We start from the raw sequence: 18,308 nt of genomic DNA, 5'->3' as shown, positions 1-18,308 counted from the left end.
ATGGATATGAATAATATAACTATTATTTCTTTGGCATAGTAGATCACATGTTTAAAAATTTGAATGTCAAATACTGCGACGGACCGATGCCTGAACTGCATGCGAGTGGGGTGTTGCTTAGAGAAATTACCCTTTGTATTCAAACTTATTGGTGATAAAGCTTTAAATTTATCATTAAGAGGAATTCAATCATGACTTATAACCATATTTTAGTTGCAGTCGATCTTTCTCCACAGAGCAGGATTTTGGTCCGTAAAGCCGTAAATATCGCTCGACCTTACAAAAGTAAACTATCTTTAGTCCATGCTTATATCAGTTCTAATACTTTCTACACAGGTATTTTAGAGTCCAATCTTGGCCTTACAGATGAAAGCGCTTTACTCGAGATCGAAAATGCCCTTAAAACCCTGTCGGAATCAGCTAATTACCCTGTTGCTCACAGATTAAATTTGAGAGGGGAACTTCCACAGATTTTGTCCGATGCTGTGGAAAAATATCACATCGATCTGGTGGTTTGTGGCCATCACCATGACTTCTGGGGAAAACTGCTTTCTTCAGCCCGGCCTCTGGTCAATGTTTTAACAACAGATCTCCTCATCGTTCCGATTCAGGACGAGGAAGAAGATTGATAATGTTTAAGAAGGACTTTTTTGAAAGGCCTGCCTCAATTATAAAATGATACAATCATCAGAAAAGTCCCTTATCGTGTTAGCTAAAAATCGCTTATTTTTAATCAGTTAATAAAAATGCTGAATAATATAATAATTATTTTTGGAATCGAAATTAGTGTCTAAAAGAATTGAGTTATTTCTAATCTTATGGCATGAGGTATGTCTGCATCATTCATTGGCAGTGAATGTAATCGATCTGCTCCCCGCAGATTAGTACACCCCGATTTTAGCAATGTCCGCTTTGGGTACAGAGCGGACACTAACTAAGATACCGGACGATTACCTGAGGTGACATCTTATTTTCCTCTACTGGCACAGAACAAATAGCTGCTAGTCAGGGTCCCATTTGAGCGAGGAGCGAATATTCACTTTCCTGGACGTTTTGTTAACTATCAGATTGTCCAGATGAAACAGCGCTGAAATTTCCGAAATCGACAGAGGCAACGTTAAGTTAAGCTCTCTATTATCTGCTTTGCCTGAATGTAATCGTAAGACGTGAATTCGATCTTGTTATTACTGAGATCGTTAAAGTATACAGACATCGATACATCATGGTCAGAGACGGTGAAAGGGATATTATTCTTTTGAAGGGCCGGTATTAACTCGATAAAACCAGGAGCTCCCACTCCGAAAGCAATCGTATGCCCGGGACACTGGGACTTTCTCAGGAAAAGGGAAAGTGCTGTCCTGTTATTCTTTATGAACAGCGGTCCACTCTGTTCAAACCAAAAGTGAAGCGTACGATCCCGTGGAAATCCAAGCACCTCATCATACCACCGCTCGGCCTGCTCAATATCTTCAACATATACATGTATATGATCTATTAGGTCTATTTTCATCATGCAGCTTCGTGGACTTTGTTATCAGAAATACTCGCTGAAGCATTTCTGATAAACAATAAGCAAAGCACCTGACGTCACTACATTTACCATAATATTTGAGAGTACCTTCATGCATTGTTAACGTCGCTTCTGGCACAGAGCAGACTGACATGGCGCTAATGTCCGCTATGAGCGAAAAGCGGACGTAATAGGTTTTTTAGCAGACGGAGGTTTTGCTAAGAGACTCTCGTGAAGTCTTCACCTGGCAAAGTCTTTTCATGCACACAGCCAACAAGCACATGAAACCTAATTTCTGCTGAGAACGGACGGCGGAAGATAGCAATTCGAATTTCCTCACCGTGACACCCACAAAAATCCTGCTGCATCTCAGGAGCTGGAGTCCAGAAAGATTTTGCCCCCTCACAACGATGGTTGCTCCCAGATTAGTTTGGTTACAGTAAATCATACTGGCTTCGCTTATGCATTTAAGTATTTTTTAATAAATATTAGTGACTTAGGTGGGTGAAGGATTTAGTGTTATCCCTGTGGATATAAAAGTATTATTTTAATATTAATCTACTTGCGTCATAACTCATTACCAAATTAAGACAAAGGTTATTGCTCATGGAATTATGGATATTCATAGCGGCAATTTATCTGATTTATTTATTGTTTTTCAAAAAGAAAAAACACAAATCAGGCAATTCAAATTCCTATAAAGCCGAAAAAGAGTCTCCCAGAACGAGGAAAACGGGTAACAAAAACAGTGGAGATAATGTGGTAAACGATGACAGTGACGACGATGCGCTTGCAACATTTACGCTGACAACGGGACGGACTGTGGAGTACCGGATCTCTGCCGCTCCACGACAGGCTAGTTCCAAGAAAAGCGGCGTTCTCGCTCAGTGGATACTGCCGGGTAATGAGATCTCTGTAGGTGGGCTCGTCATTGCTGGCGGGTTCCTGTATTTCGGCCAGCGGATGAAGCCTCCGGGGCAAAGCCTCAGTGGAAATTATAATGATGGGAGTGAAGCATCACTGATTGATGCCACGCTAAAGACTCAGCATGTTTCCTATGATTACGAAGACGGTTCTCTGGGTTACTGGCCGCAATATTGCTCCCTTACTCCAGAGTCTCGCGGCGCATATCTCAGTTGGCTGGCAAGTGACCGATGTGATGCATCATGCCCTGTAGGATATGTGTTTATCTACCTCTATGGGTTGGAGAGAAGGGCCCTTGTGGACAGCAGAGATGAAAATATATCCGATGCTGAATTTAGCTCGCTGTTTTCTGAGGTTGAGCGGCTGAGGTCGGTATTCTTTGAAAACCGCTCCTTCCGCCACTACTCATCGCAGTTGCTGGAAGCCATGTCTATCTTGCGGCCGGAGACTGAACTCCATACCGCTTCTGGCAACGAGGCTGGATTGAGTAACGGCATGATGTTTAAGCTCTCACTTGCACAAGCGGTAGAAGCAGGAATACCCGTGTCAGCCGATCTGGCGCTTACGTGGGTGACACATCATGCGGAATACGCGATACGTATCCCTGCCCGTCGTTGTGCGAGAGAGTTTGCGATGCTTTTCAAGCGGCGATACACCCTCAAATTTGGGGACGGGATGGTCGTTAAGCCGAACAAAACACGACTGCGGCTTGATTACGCGCCCGCCAGCCCAAGCCTGCGCGGTGTACGTCTTCCGGTTGCCGATCTCCCTGATCCAAGTTCCTTAAAAGGTCCCATTCAGAAAATTGTGACACTGGCAGAGGTGTGTACAGAAGACCTGGATGCTTACAGTCGTTATCTGGGCAGGAAAGATACTTCTGAAAACGACACTGCAGCGATTATGTTACTGCCAGCAGAAATCATCAACGAAAGCGCAGGCAAAGTATTAAGTGCATTCAGGAACTGGGCTGATGGCGTCATTGCGGGTCAAGCAGGTTTAACCTCGGTTGCCGATTTCTGGGAGCATATGGGGGCGGGTATCCCGCCAAAGTTAAATAAAAAAGAAATCGATCTGATGCAGGCCTTTGCCGCAAAAATGGGATATCGGATGGCACCTGATCCGTTTTATCACCATGTGAAGTCTGAAGTCGGCGGTGTGCTGGTGTTATATGCAGCAGGAGACGGACACCGCATCTCTCCGACACCGGCATTCACTTCAGCCGTCATGATGCTGCGGCTGGGGGCGATTGTGGCCATGATCGATAACAACATAGAGCAGTCAGAACGGACCGTGCTGGAAAACGCTATCGATCATAATCCGGACTTTAACGAAGATGAAAGGCGCTCCCTGCATGCCTATCTGAGCTGGCAGCTTCACACGCCGGCTAATATGACGGGAATGAAAAACAGGCTGGCGTTGCTGAATCCTGCTGAAAAGGCAGCCGTCGGCCAGTTTATCGTGAGCGTGGCCTGTTCAGATGGACGCATCGAGGCCGCTGAAATCAAACAGCTGGAAAAAATTTATTCGGGGCTGGGACTCGATCCCTCCACGCTATCCGGCATCATCCATCAGCATTCGACGAACGAACAGCCCTCAGCACAGGTCTTCACACATAAAACTCCTGCTCCACAGGAGTTTACCCTTGATGCCAGGGTGCTGGCCCGACATGAATCGGCTACGGATGACGTGCGCAAACTACTCAGCACGATTTTTACGGAAGACGAATTAGAGCCGCGCGAGGGCGCACCCCCTCCAGAGCCACAGACGGCAGTACTGGACCTCGCTCATAGTCAGCTTTACGAAAAGCTGAGAGAAAAAGAACAGTGGTCCCGCAAAGAAGCGACCGATCTCTGTGGGCAGTTTGGCCTGATGCTGGGCGGAGCGCTTGAAGTGATTAATGACTGGTCGTTTGCAATGGTCGATGCGCCAGTACTGGACGATGCAGAAGATGATATCTGGGTTGACCTTGAAATTGCCGAAGAATTAGAGGAAGTGTAAATGTCCGAAGCACGTATAAGAACCAAAGAGCGTGATGCCATTATTCAGTCACTGAAATCAGGCGTGACGCCAAGAATCGGCATCCAGCATATTCAGGTTGGACGCATAAATGAAATTAAGGCGCTCCACCAGGATATTGAGAGAGTCGCCGATGGTGGCGCGAGTTTCAGACTGATCATCGGCGAATATGGTTCGGGAAAAACCTTCTTTCTGAGCGTTGTGAGATCTATTGCTCTGGAGAAAAAACTGGTCACTGTCAGCGCCGACCTCTCCCCGGACAGACGTATCCATTCATCGGGAGGACAGGCGCGTAATCTTTACTCTGAGCTGATGAAAAATATGTCCACCCGGAATAAGCCGGATGGTAATGCGCTTCTGAGCGTCGTGGAGCGTTTCGTTACGGAGGCGCGAAAAGAGGCGGATGCAGACAGCTCTGCCGTTTCTGCGGTGATCCACAGACGTCTGGAAGCGCTGACTGAAATGGTGGGTGGGTATGACTTTGCGAAAGTCATCGAGGCTTTCTGGCGCGGGCATGAACAGGATAATGAGGCGCTGAAATCCAATGCCATTCGCTGGCTGCGGGGTGAATACACCACGAAAATAGATGCCCGAAACGATCTGGACGTCCGTACTATTATTTCAGACGCCTCATTCTATGATGCGCTTAAGCTGATGAGTCTCTTCGTACGCCAGGCGGGCTATGCCGGACTTCTGGTCAGCCTGGATGAGATGGTGAATCTCTATAAGCTGAACAATACGCAGGCGAGAACGGCAAATTATGAGCAAATCCTGCGGATCCTGAATGACTGCCTGCAGGGCTCCGCTGAAAACCTTGGGTTTATCCTCGGTGGCACGCCCGAATTCCTGTTTGACCCGCGCAAGGGCCTTTACAGTTATGAAGCGCTTCAGTCCCGCTTGGCTGAAAATCGCTTTGCACACCGTTCTGGCGTCATTGATTACTCCTCTCCAGCACTGCATCTCGCAAGCCTGACGCCTGAAGAGCTCTATATTCTGCTAAAAAATCTCCGTGACGTATACGCTGGTGGGGATACGGATAAATATCTCGTTTCGGATGATGCGCTCACGGGTTTTCTTCACCACTGCAGTAACACTATCGGGGATGCTTACTTCCGGACCCCCCGCAATACTATCAAGGGGTTTCTGGATATGCTGGCCATTCTGGAGCAAAACCGTTCGATGAACTGGCAGTCGTTAATCTCAGGCGTTGCTATCGAGGATGACAGACCAAGCGACATGGATGACGCCGTTTCTGACGACGAAGAAGATAATGACGGCCTGGCCAGCTTCAGGTTATGAGTCGCGCTTATGACAGCCTCGATCCCCGGGTTCAGAAATGGGTCTACCGGCAGGGCTGGACGGCTTTAAGACCCCTGCAGGAGAGCTCAATTCCTGCCGTCCTGGCAGGTGACCGCGACGTGCTGATCAGTGCCGGTACAGCTGCGGGTAAAACAGAGGCGTTTTTTCTGCCAGCCTGCTCTGCAACGGCTGATGTTACCGGCGGGTTTGGCATCGTCTATATCAGCCCGCTTAAAGCGCTGATCAACGACCAGCATCGTCGTCTGGAAAGTCTGGGCGAGGCGCTTGGTATGAAGGTGACGCCCTGGCACGGCGATGTTCCTCAGAGTAAAAAACAGAAAGCCCGGGCCAATCCTTCCGGCATCCTTCTCATTACGCCTGAGTCGCTTGAGTCTTTGCTCATTAACTCATCGGGCTGGCTTAAGCAGGCATTTTCATCCGTTGCCTATGTGGTCATTGACGAGTTTCACGCATTCATTGGCACAGATCGCGGCATGCAGCTATTGTCTCTGCTGAACAGAATTGAACATGTGCTCGGTCGCCACGATAATCCGGTTCCCCGGGTCGCGCTGAGCGCCACACTTGGCGAACTGGAGAAAGTGCCTGAACAGTTGCGCCCGGACAGGCAGCTGGAGTGCATAACGATAACGGACAACAGCAGTTCGGCCATGCTTCAGGTGCAGGTTAAAGGCTATCTGGAGCCGGTTAACATCAAGGGCGAAGAGATAAAGGCGCCGGCTGAAGAGCGCGTATGTGCGGACATCTTCAGGCTCTGCCGTGGTGATTCTCATCTGGTCTTCGCCAACAGCCGAAAGCGTACGGAGAGCATTGCTGCCACGCTTAGCGACATGTGCGAGGAAAAGGTCGTCCCCAATGAGTTCTTTCCCCACCACGGCTCTCTCGCCAGAGAACTTCGCGAGACGCTGGAAAAACGATTACAGCGAGGAGATTTGCCCACTACAGCTATTTGTACCATGACGCTGGAATTGGGTATCGACATCGGTAAGGTGCAGTCAGTTATTCAGGTTACCCCTCCTCACTCTGTCTCAAGCCTGCGTCAGCGCATGGGCCGTTCAGGGCGGCGTGGAACTCCGTCGGTACTGCGAATGCTCATTACAGAACGCGAACTCACACCAACAAGTGGCATGATAGACCACCTGAGGCTGCAGCTGGTTCAATCGATGGCAATGATTAGACTCACTATCTCGCAGCAATGGTTCGAACCAGCGGATACTTCTCAGAAACATTACTCGACGCTGCTGCATCAAATCCTCGCTATCACCGCGCAGTGGGGTGGGGTTCGGGCGGATCAGCTCTGGTTACAGCTCTGTCAAAAAGGTCCGTTCCGGAATATCGATTTATCCGCTTTCAAAATACTGCTCAAACACATGGGTGCATGCGGGCTGCTCACGCAGCTGGCGAGCGGAGAGGTCGTTGTAGGCGCTGAGGGCGAGAAACTTACCAACCACTATACGTTTTATGCCGTATTCAATACGCCGGAAGAGTTTCGCATAGTCACAGGCAGCCGGATTCTTGGCACACTTCCGGTAGACTCACCCCTTTTGCCAGGGCAGCACATCATCTTTGGTGGGCTTCGCTGGAAGGTGACCGAAATTGATGCAGAGAAAAAGGTCATTTACGTCGAATCAACCAAAGGTGGCCAGCCACCGCTGTTCAGCGGTGGAGGCATGTCTGTGCACGATGTTGTTCGCCAGGAAATGCTTGCGATATACAGGGAAAGGGATTACCGCATAGCGATTGGTGACCAGAGGGTGGACTATGCCGATGCCGCCGCAAGATCGCTCTTTAAAGAGGGCCTTAACTACTTTCGGCGTTACCAACTGCAGGATGCTCACTTTATCACCTTGGGACCGCACTGTTGCGTGCTCCCCTGGATGGGGGACAAAGTCGTCAATACGATCACAGCATTGCTCGTGCGATTCGGCTTTAAAGTCAGTTCATTTGCCGGTGTGATTGAGGCTGAAGACGCAAGCGTGGCATCGGTCAGGCACGCGCTTAAACTTATGATGAACTCGGGCCTGCCCACCGAGGCTGAACTCGCCGCAGACGTTCCGGAGAAGTACCTGGAAAAATATGATGAATTCCTTCCAGATTCACTGCTTGCAAGCGGTTACGGAGCAAAGGCGTATGATGTTGAGGGCACTCGTCGCTGGCTTCAAGACAATCTTCAGTAATCTGCTTACGTTTGCTGTAAGTAGAGCCGTTAAGCTTTCATCGAACTCACAGAAGCGGCGCTTTGGGCCTGACGACTGTGGCTGATTGGGAATGATTAGTGTTGTTGCAAATTAGGTCTGCTTTGAGCGAACAACTGACATTAACACAATGCATCTGACATTTGTGTCGCTGAGTTCATGGACTTGAACCTTCTTCAAGCCATCTGATATATGCTACGTCAGTTAAAAAATGGAGTTGAGCAATGACTGAGCTGAAAGCACCCTACTGGAATCGCATGGTTCCCGAACTGACCGTAATGGATTTTACTGTCTCCCTGCACTTCTATGTTGACGTGCTTGGTTTCAACATCATGATAAGGCGTAATGAGCCAGATTTTGCCTACGTCAGTCTCGGCGAAGCACAACTGATGCTTGAGAAATATAATCCGGAAGGATGGAATACGGCTGAACTCGTCAGACCGCTGGGTCGCGGCATTAATTTTCAGATAGAAGTAGAAGATGTCGAGTCGGTGCTTGCTCGTGTCCGGGCCAATGGCTTCAAGTTGTACAGGGAGCTACGCGACAAACACTATAACATAGGAGAAACGACGGCCTGCCAAAGGGAGTTTCTCGTACAGGATCCAGATGGCTACCTCTTACGCTTCAGCCAGTATATTGAATAAAGTGCCAACGTCCGCTTTTGGCACAATACCGACGCTAAATAATGTCCGCTTTGAGCGAGAAGCCGTATTTCCAGTTTGCAGCCACTCCAACATTGAGTGGCTGACGACCTTATTGCGCTTCAGCTAGTAATGCGGCCTGCACAGCAGGACGCGCATTGATAATGTCCCTATACGCCGATAACGCCGGCCAGCGATTCAGCTCGATGGAGAACAATCTACACCAACCCAGCACAGTGAAGAGGTAAGCATCAGCAACACTAAAGGAAGGACCCGTCAGGTAGGTTGTTTCGCTGAGAGTCCTCTGGAGGAAATCGAACTGACGGAATAACTTCTCACGAAAAATTGCTTTGATGTCTTCAGATAGCATGCGGTTGAACAACGGTGCCGAACCGGCGTGTATTTCAGTGGTGATAAAGTTCAGCCATTCCTGCAGACGCACCCGAGCCCAGGTGTCTGCTCGCGGTGCCAGACCCTTCTCCGGTTTAATATCAGCAAGGTACTGCACAATGGCCGGACCTTCAGTCAGTATCTGCCCATCATCCAGTTCAAGTGCAGCCACATACCCCTTAGGGTTAATGGTCCGGAAATCGCGTCCGTCAGTGGTGAGCTTGCTTCTGTTGTCTACTTTGACTAATTCAAATTCTAGCTCCAGTTCGCGCAGCACAATGTGTGGTGACAACGAACAGGTATCCGGGGCGTAGTAGAGTTTCATTTTTTCTCCGTTTCAATTGAAAAGCCGTCAGGCAACGTCCTGCGCGATCCTGAACGCACTGTAATTTACGAGCATCACCCTGTAAAATTAATGATATAAAAAACTACTATTAGCTGAGCTACTGATAATCATGATGAATCTCTTACATTGGCGACTAATAGTGGCTGTGGCGGATACCTGTAATATCTCGCGCGCCGCCGTGGAGATAGGAATGACCCAGTCTGGTGCCAGCCAGGCTATTGCCCAATTAGAGGCTTCACTGGGATTCCCGTTATTTACGCGTGAGCGACGCTATATCGGTGTCACCGCGCTGGGTGAGCCGGTTATCGAACACGCAAGAAACATGCTTGCGCAGCTAAACGCAATCCGCGTGCTGGCTGACGAGAGCCGGGGGTTAACTAGCGGGCGCATTCGGCTGGCCAGTTTTCCATCCGTGACTTCCACATTGTTGCCCGGACTGCTGCGGAACTTTAAGCGCCTGCATCCAGGTATTGAAGTGGTAATCCTTGAAGGTACGGATGAGGAAGTAGAGGAGTGGCTGGCAGCAGACACCGTTGAACTGGGCGTGGTAATGAATCCCGTACCCGGTCGTGCAGAGGTTGTATTAGGACAGGATGCCTGGGTGGCGGTAATGCATGGCAGTAATCTTCAGGCTCGTCATGCAAGGACTTATGGCATTACGCTTGAGGAGCTTGCAGACCAGCCCTTTATTTTGGCGACAGGCGGATGTGTGGTTAATGGAAAAAGCCTGATGGAAAAGGCAGGCTTGCAACTCTCTGACATACGCGTGACAGTACGCGATTGGATCAGCGCCTGTAAGCTGGTCGGTGAAGGCATGGGAGTCGCCCTTGTACCTGAATCAGCCCTGCCGGAGGAACTGCGCGGCCTGTGCGTGGTGCCGTTGACACCGTCTATATACCGGGAATTTGGGTTGGTGTGTTCGTTATCCGGAAACGCTTCTGGTGCGACGCAGTCGCTACTTAAAGGACTACGCAAAGGAGGATGAGCTATTAACAGATAATTATGACATCCCCTTGTTAACATCCGCTTTTGGTATGATGCGGACATTGCAAGGCAGCTCCTCTATGAGTGAAAAGCCAACTAGCGTTTATTCTGGCAGCGCGGAACTGTACCTTGCACATGCCAAAGTCTTTGTATCCATCCCTTAATGATTTTATCTTTTATGAAAAACCTTTCTGTCAGCTTGCCCCGATTCATTAGGGATTAAATAACAAGGGCTAAACTCATGCCGACCCCAAATATTCGCGCCGCGATCGGAGGAACACTTTTACTGATGTCAGTCTTAGTATCAGCATCCTCAACACAGCCTGTGTCCATACCTTCAGAGCATCCAAACTCGCAGCGTATCTCTGTACAGACGCATGGGGCAGGACCGGATGCCATATTAATTCCGGGGCTGGCGTCGTCTCGCGAAGTTTGGGCCTATTTAGCATCAGGTTTACATAAGAGCCACCGCATTCATCTTATAGAACTTGCGGGCTTTGCAAGTACGCCTGCCATTTCCAACCCTGACGGGAAGGTCATCGCGCCGGCAGTTGACGCCATCGCTGATTACATCCAAACCCAGCACATCAACGCACCGGTGGTCATAGGCCATTCTCTTGGGGGAGAAATAGCAATAATGCTGGCGGCCCGCCATCCCGACCTGGTCGGTCGTTTGATGATCGTTGATGCTTTGCCGTTCTATACGCTGATGATTGACCCTGCGGCGACCCGCGATACTGCTGTCCCACATGCTACTGCTACGCGGGATTGGCTATTGGGGCAGTCGCCGGAGCAAATGGTAGAGTTTCAGAAAGCATCCATAGCCCGTCTGGCTAAGACCGTGGCGGTGAGGCCAGCTTTGGTGACTGCGGGGATTAATTCTGATCGCAAAACAGTGGCGGATGCCGTGTATGAATTAATGATTACCGATCTGCGGCCCGAGCTTGGCCGCATTAACGCGCCGATTGAGGTCGTGTACGCGTATGACACCTTATTCGGGATTCCTGCCGCCAGCGTGGATGCGATGTACCGTCAGGCCTATGCTTCTGCGCCAGATATCCATTTCACACGGATCGATAACAGTTTTCACTTTATTATGCTGGATCAGCCAGAACGGTTTTCCCACACGGTAGAGTCATTTTTAAATCAATAGATGCTGCTGCTGCACATCAGGTCAGCACGCAATATATTCAGCATAGCCTAATCATTTGTAATGTCCGTTGTTGGCTCAGCGGGCATTACGTACGGTCTTCAAGGCGGCTGTGAGAGAAAAAGAGGCGCTCTTTTTTCAATAACGATTTATAAGTTATCCCCTTACCACTATAGGTGATGAATAATCAGGGGAAATGTAATTTTAAAATTATAATAGAGCCTTTTGAACGAACGGATTAATTTATGCGACCCAAAAGCTCAATACTATTTAGCATGTGCAGAAACAACCTGAGAAGACATTTTTGCTGTTGCTATTAGTCTGCGTTGAGACATGCCCTGATAGGCCGCAGAAGATAAACCTTTCAGTGTCACCACAATAAAGTCTGTAAGGCATTCAGCTGATTGAGGACACTTAGCCATAAGCCAGTTATGAATGGCTGTAGTTCCTGGCTGAGCTATCTTACAGGCGACTTCCCGGGCATCTTTATCATCAGCGCGCATGCCCTCAGTAACCAAACAACCACGCTGATGTGTATGACGCCCGTATTGTCTGGCTGCTGCTGTAAGCAAAGCTTCCACACCTTCCGCAACAGATTTCCCGGGTGATAAAAGTTTATGTAGAGGAAGCGCGCTCTCCTGTGCGTAACGTTCCAGTGTCCTCTCATATAAACCCACCTTACTGCCATACGCAGCATAAAAACTGGGTGGCTTAATGTTCAACGCCTGAGTCAGGTCAGCAATGCTCACTGCGTCATAGCCATGTTCATGAAATAGCGCCTGTGCGATGGCCACACCAGCCTCGCGATTAAAAGCAGGGCGTCGCTGCCTGTTTACCTGCGTCATCTCACCTCCTGAATACTATTTATATAGTAAACGCTAAATGACAAAGCATCAAAGGTTAAATTTATATGATTGAATTTAATGGATTTATAAATATCCATTAAAATAAAGCTTGTGAATGAATCTCTTTCTATGTAGTGATCACTACATGATCAATCACTACCAGAAAGGAAACATCACCATGCCTCAGTCATTCCAGAACAAAATCGCAGTTGTAACCGGTGCGTCATCCGGCATCGGTCTGGGTATCGCGCAAGAGCTTGCCGCACGCGGTGCAACCGTAATCATTACTGGCCGAAATAAAAATAAACTTGAGTCGGCAGTCAGTACTTTAGGCCCTGATGCGAGTCAGGTTCAGCTGGATGTTTCAAGCCTCCCCGATCTGGATACCTTTTATGAGCAGATTAAATCCCGATTTGGTCGTATTGATATTTTAATCGCTAATGCAGGCATGGGAGAAATTGAACCACTCGGGCAAATTACTCCTGAGAAGTTTGATCGTCAGTTCACCACCAACGTAAGAGGTATTACATTTACCGTGCAGAAAGCCTTACCGCTGATGAAACCCGGTAGCAGCATTGTTATTACAGGATCGACGGCCTCAATTAATCCCGGGGAGGGGATGAGTATTTATGGCGGTACCAAGGCCGCATTACGCGCAATGGTACGTAGCTGGATACTGGATATTAAAGGTTCAGGCGTTCGCATAAATGTTCTCAGTCCGGGCCCGGTTGATACGCAGTCTTTACGCGACTTCCTGCCACAGCCTGTGGACGTAATTTTGCAATCGTTAAGAGACCGCAGCCCAATCGGGCGCATTGGGAAGATAAGCGAAATTGCAAAAGCGGTTGCTTTCCTTGCCAGTGAGGATGCCGCCTATATCAATGGCGCGGAAATATTTTCTGATGGCGGTGCATCGCAGATCTAATATTTTTAATGTAGCGAAGAGGCTAACAATTATATCTCATCTGCCGAGTGACGTTCTTCATCATTTAATGTGAGCAATACATTTGCTGCACTGCTGGGCTGAAGTTGTCATTTTCACGCTTTCTGAGTCTGTTATCAAATAAAGTTAATTATACCCGTTCGCTTTTAAAAGAATGTGGAATTTAATCCTATCCTGAGGAGTTCTAATCATGACTAACTTTAACAAAGTTGAAAATATTCAAAATTATATCGATGAATTACAAATCCAGCGTTTGCTGGCTATCTATGTCCACAATCTGGATGATGGGAAATTTGCTGAAAACGCTGAGTTGTTCAAGCATTCCGAATTTATCGTTTTAAGTGATACTGCACAGGGCCGCGAAGAGGTTGAACAATTTCTGATCCATGGCGTTCAGCGCCATGAAGACGGAACGCCCCGGACGTCGCATAACGTTTCAAATGCACTGATAGACATCTCGCCGGCCGGTGATACAGCAACGAGCATCAGCTATTTCACCGTTCATCAGGAGTTGGATGGATTTTCATTGCAGCCAATTTGTACTGGGCGCTATTTCGACAGTTTTGAGAAACATGACGGCCAGTGGCGCTTTACATCCCGCAACGTTGTTCCGCGCTTGATGGGTAATCTTCAGTTCCATGTTGGCAACTCTGCCGCCCGTTCACAGGCTGAGGAGGCGTAGTGGACACTAAAAAGAACGCTCTCGTTACCGGAGGCAATAAAGGTATTGGTTTTGCAATCGTCAAAGGTCTGGCAAGGGCAGGTATGACCGTCTGGATGGGCGCGCGCGACCGCAGGCGGGGTGAAGAAGCCGTTGAACGCTTAATCCAGGAAGGTCTTGACGTCAGATTACTTGAACTGGATGTCTCGAATGAAGCAAGCGTGGCCAATGCCGTTAATGAACTCTCGCGTAAAGTCGCATCACTTGATGTCCTTATTAATAATGCCGGCATCATCAATGATATTAATATCCCCCCAAGCCAGGTCAGTATTGAGGATCTGAAAGCGGTGTATGAAGTTAATCTATTTGGCCCGATTCGGGTAACACAGGCTTTCCTACCTCTGCTTAAAGCGTCCAGCAATGCGCGGATTGTCATGATGGGCAGCGGCGTAGGATCCTTAACGCTAATTACCGATCCGACTTCAATATATTCAAGCGTAAACCTGCTAGGTTACACCTCTTCAAAGGTTGCTCTGAACGCTGTTACCGTTTCATTCGCGAAAGAACTCGAACCTATGGGTATTAAAGTCAATGCCGTTGAACCCGGCCATGTGCAGACCGATTTAAATGGCAATACGGGTTTTCTGACGCCAGATGAGGGAGCCATTACGGCCATAAAAATGGCATTAACGGAATCAGATGGGCCGACGGGTGGTTTTTTTGGCAGCCATGGTCGTCAGCCCTGGTAGTGGAGTTCTTGTTGGATATTTGCTGGCTTAACCGAAGCTGATGAGTAAGTTTTACAACAGCTAAAGCCAGGGATTGAATGACCGACAATTCATCATTCTCTGAATGGCCGTGTTGAGCACAAGAACCCACCGAACCATGGATGATAAAAAGGCGTGACGTGCAAGGATGCACCCGCCAGCCCCTAAAAGCTGTGAAGCAAGGGACGCGCATTATACAACGATTGTTCAGATTACTGGTTTTGTCAGAGGCATAACGGCGGAAGGCCTGAACAACGGCAAGGCACAGTCTGTTTTTTGATAACGCCAATACTGAGAGAAATTTCGCGGCGTTCAATCCACGGTAACATTCATCGATGTCCACTACTGGCACTGATCGAAAATTATTAAAAATGCGGCTTAGGTGTTGTTTATTATTCAGCCATAACCTTTATGCCTTCTGCTGGCTTCCACGCATTCCACATTTCCCAAAATATCGCCGCAACGGCCTCCTTGAGCATTTCAGGTGGGAACATTTTACGCTGAGAAATCATTCCAATACTTGCATCAATGCGTGCATCAACGTCACATGTTCCCATATTCATGGCGAAGGAATCACAGTGCATGGTTAACCAAATAATTCTCCCGCATGTGCAAGAGGAGGGGTTATGCAAGGTAATATTGGTTACTGCTGGGGCTTCAGGCATATTCATTGTGCCACATCCTTTAATATTGAGTTGGAAGCAATGGCCGGTGGATTACCGGCCTGGTTGATGCAAGGACCATCGCCGCTTCAATTAGCGAACCTAAATGCGTCCGATCGTCTGTTAATAACATGCTTGGGTTAAGATGTGCCCGACAGTTTGATGTCCTTCAACATACTGAATGCCAGCTTCATATGCTCTTCGCTGACAACAAATGCCCGTAATGCCCCGTCTTCATCACGGCCTTGAGCAATAATGCCTGACGGGGATAACGCCATATCCCAGTGATAAGCTGCGTTCGCGGGATCGCCCGCCAGGTGAAGCGGCATATCCGGCGTTTTAACCTTAATCAACATGGCTGGCAGCATCAGTTTGGCGTCGTGACCGATAAGGTTTTTAGCCAGTGTCATTGCCGCAAGGGTAGCGGGCTGCAGATAGGGCATCAGTTTTCCCTGAATCTCTGCACAATCACCCAGGGCGTAGACATCGGTAGCCGAGGTGACGAGAGTGTCATCAACCACAATTCCACGACGTGTTTCGATTCCCGCACTCTGCGCCAGCGTAAGATTAGGGCGTAAGCCAATGGCACAGACCACGGCGTTAAAAATCCTCCGCTGTCCGTTACTGAACGTTGCCTCCAGTAAATCATCATGCCGTGAGATTTTGGTGAGTTCATGCCTGAAGAGAAACTCTACCCCGTTGTTCATCAAACGGTTTTGCAGACGAGCACTGATTTCCAGCGGTAACAGCGCCGATAGAAGGCCGTTACTGCGGTCTATTACCGTTACTGCTTTACCTGCACGGTTAAAATCCATCGCGAGTTCTGTGCCGATGAGACCCCCGCCGACCATCAATATTCGATGCGCATCTATCAGCGCGTTGTCATAGCGGCGGTATTCCTGCTGACTGTTCAGCGTGAAGATCAGATCACTGCCCTCTATCGCCGGAACGATGGCCTCGGCACCAGTAGCAAGCACCAGTTTGCCATAGACGTAATCGCCAGCGGGAGTTCTGATAACCTTTGCTGCCGTATCAATGCGCGAAACCGTGGTAAAAGGATGCAGCATGATGTTCTGGTTTTCCGCCCACTCCGCTGCGGTTTGTCGAGTGAGTGCCTCAGCGCGATAACCCATACTGAAAACATGACTGAGTTCGGGCTTGTTGTATTCATCACAGCTATCGGCCGCAATGATGCGAATCGGCACATGTTTATCCAGATGCCGGATGTTTTTGACCAGCTGGCGGGCGGCGAAGCCTGAGCCAACAATCACAATGTCTGCTGACATGGACTCAGCCCTCGTAAGGATCAAACACGGATTTACCCAGCGCGCATCCAGGGCATAAGAAATCGTCTGGCACGGCTTCCCATGCGGTTCCGGGTAGGACATCCTGGTTTGGTTCGCCCTCGGCCGGGTCATAAACCCACTGACAAACCGTACAAATCATTTTCTGTCCGATGTCCTCACCCGCTTCTACCACACCGACGCCATCCTGGTTTATGGATGTGGAAGCTGCCATAACCGCAGCGGTGGTATTCGCTGCGACGATGGCTACCGGCAGCGGCGAGAGCGCCCATTCACGGGCGATTTTGCGGCCATGCTCGCGGCACTCTTCCAGCGCGGAGAGGTCAGGACGCCACTTGGTTTTGAGCGCAATCGTCATATCAAAACCGGCATCCTGCAGGCGAGTGGCAACGCGATCCACCGCTCCGCCGGTCCAGCCATAAGAACCGAACGCGGAGGCGCGTTTATTGCGGAATTTCAGGCCGGTAATCTCTTCCAGCATACCCGCCACCTTCGGCATCATCACATTGTTCATGGTGGAGGAACCGACCAAAATGCCCTTGGAACGGAAGCAGGAGGTGATGATTTCGTTTTTGTCGTGGGTGGAGACGTTGTAAACCTTCACGGCAACGCGCGGATCGGTTTCGCGGATACCTTCGGCGATCGCATCCGCCATCATGCGGGTGTTATTAGACATGGCGTCGTAGAACAGGGTGATGCGATCTTCCTGATAATCCGCAGCCCATTGCAGGTACAGCTCTACAATCTGGGTGGGTTTATCGCGCCACACCACGCCATGCGAAGTCGCAATCATGCTGACCGGCAGATTAAAGCCGAGTATCTCATTGATTTTTGGGGTAACCAGACGCGCAAAAGGCGTCAGGATATTGGAGAAATAGCGCTGGCATTGATCAAACAGTTCATGTTGGTCAACTTCATCGTTAAACAGATGTTCATCGCAGTAATGCTGGCCGAAGGCATCATTACTGAACAGCACGGCGTCCTCTGTCATGTAAGTCATCATGCTGTCTGGCCAGTGCAACATCGGGGTTTCAACAAAGATCAGTTTTTTGCCGTTGCCGAGATCGAGCGAATCACCGGTTTTAACCACGTTAAAATTCCATTCGGGATGGTGGTGATGACCATTGATGGAATCAACGCCGTTAGCGGTGCAGTAAATCGGCGTGTTTGGAATCAGCGCCAGCAGTTCGGCGAGTGCGCCTGAATGGTCTTCTTCTGCATGGTTAATTACGATGGCATCGATTTTTTTCAGATCGATTTCTTCTGCCAGATTCTTAACAAAATCAGTACGGAATTTCAGATCAACCGTATCGATCAGGACGTTCCTGGCTTCGCGAATAAGATAGCTGTTATAGCTGGTGCCCCGCTGCATCTTGTACTCTTTGCCGTGAAAGTGCTCAACTTCCCAGTCACGTTTGCCGACCCAAAAAATGTTGTTTTTTACGTGAATATTCATTTGATGCCCTGTTAGCGTAAAGTGGTTTCACACTCGTTATTGCATCAGACGTGCCAAAATTTATCTCATTGATTTATACATAATTACAGATTTTGATTTGTTTAAAATACAATAAATAATGTTGTGTAACTGACATGTGGATGTATTAATGACAATGCATCAGGCATAAAAAAACCCGCCGCAGCGGGTCAGTAATG

The 18,308-nt window shown here is 48.9% G+C and carries 16 protein-coding genes; 10 read left to right on the top strand and 6 right to left on the bottom strand.

What is annotated here, in order from left to right; translation table 11 throughout:
* The first annotated feature begins 191 nt into the window (after nucleotides 1-191).
* Nucleotides 192-629: a universal stress protein gene (locus tag ACRQ84_RS21910; protein ID WP_483818097.1), complete on the top strand. Its 438-nt coding sequence runs from the start codon at nucleotides 192-194 to the stop codon at nucleotides 627-629.
* 488 nt (nucleotides 630-1,117) lie between these two features.
* On the opposite strand, the gene ACRQ84_RS21905 is transcribed toward ACRQ84_RS21910, so the two are convergent.
* Nucleotides 1,118-1,510, bottom strand: coding sequence for a VOC family protein (locus tag ACRQ84_RS21905; RefSeq protein WP_483818525.1), 393 nt, complete (start codon nucleotides 1,508-1,510; stop codon nucleotides 1,118-1,120).
* Between the two features lie 606 nt (nucleotides 1,511-2,116).
* On the opposite strand from ACRQ84_RS21905, the gene ACRQ84_RS21900 reads away from it, so the two are divergent.
* The 4 genes from ACRQ84_RS21900 (at nucleotide 2,117) to ACRQ84_RS21885 (ending at nucleotide 8,606) form a co-directional block, all read left to right on the top strand.
* Nucleotides 2,117-4,432: a tellurite resistance TerB family protein gene (locus tag ACRQ84_RS21900; protein WP_483818096.1), complete on the top strand. Its 2,316-nt coding sequence runs from the start codon at nucleotides 2,117-2,119 to the stop codon at nucleotides 4,430-4,432.
* Nucleotides 4,433-5,749, top strand: coding sequence for an ATP-binding protein (locus ACRQ84_RS21895; RefSeq protein WP_483818095.1), 1,317 nt, complete (start codon nucleotides 4,433-4,435; stop codon nucleotides 5,747-5,749).
* A complete protein-coding gene (locus ACRQ84_RS21890) occupies nucleotides 5,746-7,944 on the top strand; it encodes a DEAD/DEAH box helicase (RefSeq protein ID WP_483818094.1) in 2,199 nt (732 codons plus the stop codon). Before ACRQ84_RS21895 ends, ACRQ84_RS21890 begins: the two co-directional genes overlap by 4 nt.
* Nucleotides 7,945-8,186: 242 nt before the next feature.
* Nucleotides 8,187-8,606, top strand: a complete 420-nt coding sequence (locus ACRQ84_RS21885; protein ID WP_483818093.1) for a bleomycin resistance protein — start codon at nucleotides 8,187-8,189, stop codon at nucleotides 8,604-8,606.
* Nucleotides 8,607-8,715: 109 nt separating this feature from the next.
* Here the strand turns inward: ACRQ84_RS21885 and gstA are convergent, their stop codons facing one another.
* Nucleotides 8,716-9,318, bottom strand: a complete 603-nt coding sequence (gene gstA, locus ACRQ84_RS21880) for a glutathione transferase GstA (RefSeq protein WP_483818092.1) — start codon at nucleotides 9,316-9,318, stop codon at nucleotides 8,716-8,718.
* A gap of 130 nt (nucleotides 9,319-9,448) precedes the next feature.
* Between gstA and ACRQ84_RS21875 the strand changes: the two genes are divergently transcribed.
* Both ACRQ84_RS21875 and ACRQ84_RS21870 read left to right on the top strand, forming a co-directional pair.
* The gene (locus ACRQ84_RS21875; protein WP_483818091.1) at nucleotides 9,449-10,324 is read left to right on the top strand and encodes a LysR family transcriptional regulator; all 876 of its coding nucleotides are present in this window, start codon (nucleotides 9,449-9,451) and stop codon (nucleotides 10,322-10,324) included.
* Nucleotides 10,325-10,564: 240 nt separating this feature from the next.
* Nucleotides 10,565-11,476, top strand: coding sequence for an alpha/beta fold hydrolase (locus tag ACRQ84_RS21870; RefSeq protein WP_483818090.1), 912 nt, complete (start codon nucleotides 10,565-10,567; stop codon nucleotides 11,474-11,476).
* A 263-nt stretch (nucleotides 11,477-11,739) separates the two neighbouring features.
* Here ACRQ84_RS21870 and ACRQ84_RS21865 read toward each other — a convergent pair whose 3' ends face one another.
* Entirely contained in the window at nucleotides 11,740-12,318 is a 579-nt protein-coding gene (locus tag ACRQ84_RS21865; protein WP_483818089.1) for a TetR/AcrR family transcriptional regulator, read from the bottom strand.
* A gap of 178 nt (nucleotides 12,319-12,496) precedes the next feature.
* On the opposite strand from ACRQ84_RS21865, the gene ACRQ84_RS21860 reads away from it, so the two are divergent.
* From ACRQ84_RS21860 to ACRQ84_RS21850, 3 genes are all read left to right on the top strand, one after another.
* Nucleotides 12,497-13,243: an SDR family NAD(P)-dependent oxidoreductase gene (locus ACRQ84_RS21860; RefSeq protein ID WP_007885093.1), complete on the top strand. Its 747-nt coding sequence runs from the start codon at nucleotides 12,497-12,499 to the stop codon at nucleotides 13,241-13,243.
* 208 nt (nucleotides 13,244-13,451) lie between these two features.
* Nucleotides 13,452-13,943, top strand: a complete 492-nt coding sequence (locus ACRQ84_RS21855; RefSeq protein WP_483818088.1) for a nuclear transport factor 2 family protein — start codon at nucleotides 13,452-13,454, stop codon at nucleotides 13,941-13,943.
* Nucleotides 13,943-14,671: an SDR family oxidoreductase gene (locus ACRQ84_RS21850; RefSeq protein WP_483818087.1), complete on the top strand. Its 729-nt coding sequence runs from the start codon at nucleotides 13,943-13,945 to the stop codon at nucleotides 14,669-14,671. The genes ACRQ84_RS21855 and ACRQ84_RS21850 overlap by 1 nt, the downstream gene beginning before the upstream one ends.
* A 410-nt stretch (nucleotides 14,672-15,081) precedes the next feature.
* On the opposite strand, the gene ACRQ84_RS21845 is transcribed toward ACRQ84_RS21850, so the two are convergent.
* From ACRQ84_RS21845 to norV, 3 genes are all read right to left on the bottom strand, one after another.
* Nucleotides 15,082-15,360 (bottom strand): hypothetical protein, encoded by a 279-nt coding sequence (locus ACRQ84_RS21845; RefSeq protein WP_483818086.1) that lies wholly within the window; start codon nucleotides 15,358-15,360, stop codon nucleotides 15,082-15,084.
* A gap of 131 nt (nucleotides 15,361-15,491) precedes the next feature.
* Nucleotides 15,492-16,637 (bottom strand): NADH:flavorubredoxin reductase NorW, encoded by a 1,146-nt coding sequence (norW, locus tag ACRQ84_RS21840; RefSeq protein ID WP_483818085.1) that lies wholly within the window; start codon nucleotides 16,635-16,637, stop codon nucleotides 15,492-15,494.
* Nucleotides 16,638-16,641: 4 nt separating this feature from the next.
* The gene (gene norV, locus ACRQ84_RS21835; protein ID WP_483818084.1) at nucleotides 16,642-18,111 is read right to left on the bottom strand and encodes an anaerobic nitric oxide reductase flavorubredoxin; all 1,470 of its coding nucleotides are present in this window, start codon (nucleotides 18,109-18,111) and stop codon (nucleotides 16,642-16,644) included.
* Between the last annotated feature and the right edge of the window lie 197 nt (nucleotides 18,112-18,308).

Origin of the sequence: Pantoea sp. E2023-21, assembly GCF_051302795.1 — a bacterium.
GTDB lineage: Bacteria > Pseudomonadota > Gammaproteobacteria > Enterobacterales > Enterobacteriaceae > Pantoea > Pantoea ludwigii_A.
The sequence above is the reverse complement of the archived record's forward strand: the minus strand, read 5'-3'. Positions and strand labels throughout refer to the sequence as shown.